This is a genomic window from Desulfovibrio piger, assembly GCF_012843875.1.
Lineage (GTDB): Bacteria > Desulfobacterota > Desulfovibrionia > Desulfovibrionales > Desulfovibrionaceae > Desulfovibrio.
This window is the reverse complement of sequence record NZ_JABAFY010000118.1, coordinates 1-823: the sequence shown is the minus strand read 5'-3', so window position 1 is coordinate 823 and position 823 is coordinate 1. Positions and strand designations below refer to the sequence as shown.

Here is an 823-nt window from a genome sequence, read left to right as displayed (position 1 = left end):
TTCTCAACAAAATCATAGAAAAAGCAAGGTGGACAAGAGCCGTAAAACGTTCAACGCACCTTTCCCAACGAGTTATTGCCTTTTTAAATTTGTTAAGCCACGCAAAAAGGCGTTCAATTTTCCATCTTCTTTTGTAACGGCGCAAGAGCCGTCCGTCTTGCGTCGCCGGCTTTTTACGATTCTTGCGGTGCGGCGCGATGAGTTCAATTCCCTGAGAAGCAAGGGCTTCATCAAGCGGATCGCTGTCATAGGCACGATCCCCAATAATTCTTCGGGGGCGTCCCAACGTGACAATTTCATTGATTGTAGCCTGGACAAGTCTGACTTCATGAGGGTTAGCAGAATCCGTGTACACGGCGATAGGTAAACCAGAAGCGTCAGCAATAACCATGAGCTTCGTACCTTTGCCCCGCTTGGTCTTTCCCACTTTTGGGCCCCTTTTTTTGCGACAACGAATGTGCCGTCAATGAAGCATTCTTCCAGATTTATCAGGCCATTATCTTCAAGATGCCGGGCCAGAGACTCCAGAATTTTTCGAAGCCTTCCATCTTTTACCCATTTGCTGAATCTCCGATAGCAAGTTGCGGAAGATGGAAACCTGTCCGGTAAGTCCGCCCATGCCGCGCCTGTACGCAAGACCCAGAGGACGCCATTTAAAACTTCTCTGTCAGAATGAATTTGTGGACGTCCTGCGCCTGTGCGCTCTTTCTGAAAAAGAGGTTCCAGGACAGACCATTGATCATCAGTTAGCATTTCGGCTTTGCTCATTTTTTGAGACTAACCGAAACCTTAAATTTTCTCCAGAATTATGAAATGACTTCTA

The 823-nt window shown here is 46.9% G+C and carries 1 protein-coding gene; it reads right to left on the bottom strand.

The genetic code is table 11. The features are described from left to right. A protein-coding gene (locus HF854_RS12395; RefSeq protein ID WP_430392471.1) for an IS5 family transposase occupies window positions 1-768 on the bottom strand; the annotation gives its coding sequence in 2 pieces (ribosomal slippage) (window positions 1-426 and window positions 426-768; 769 coding nt annotated over the 2 pieces). This gene is flagged as partial in the annotation. Window positions 769-823 lie beyond the last annotated feature (55 nt).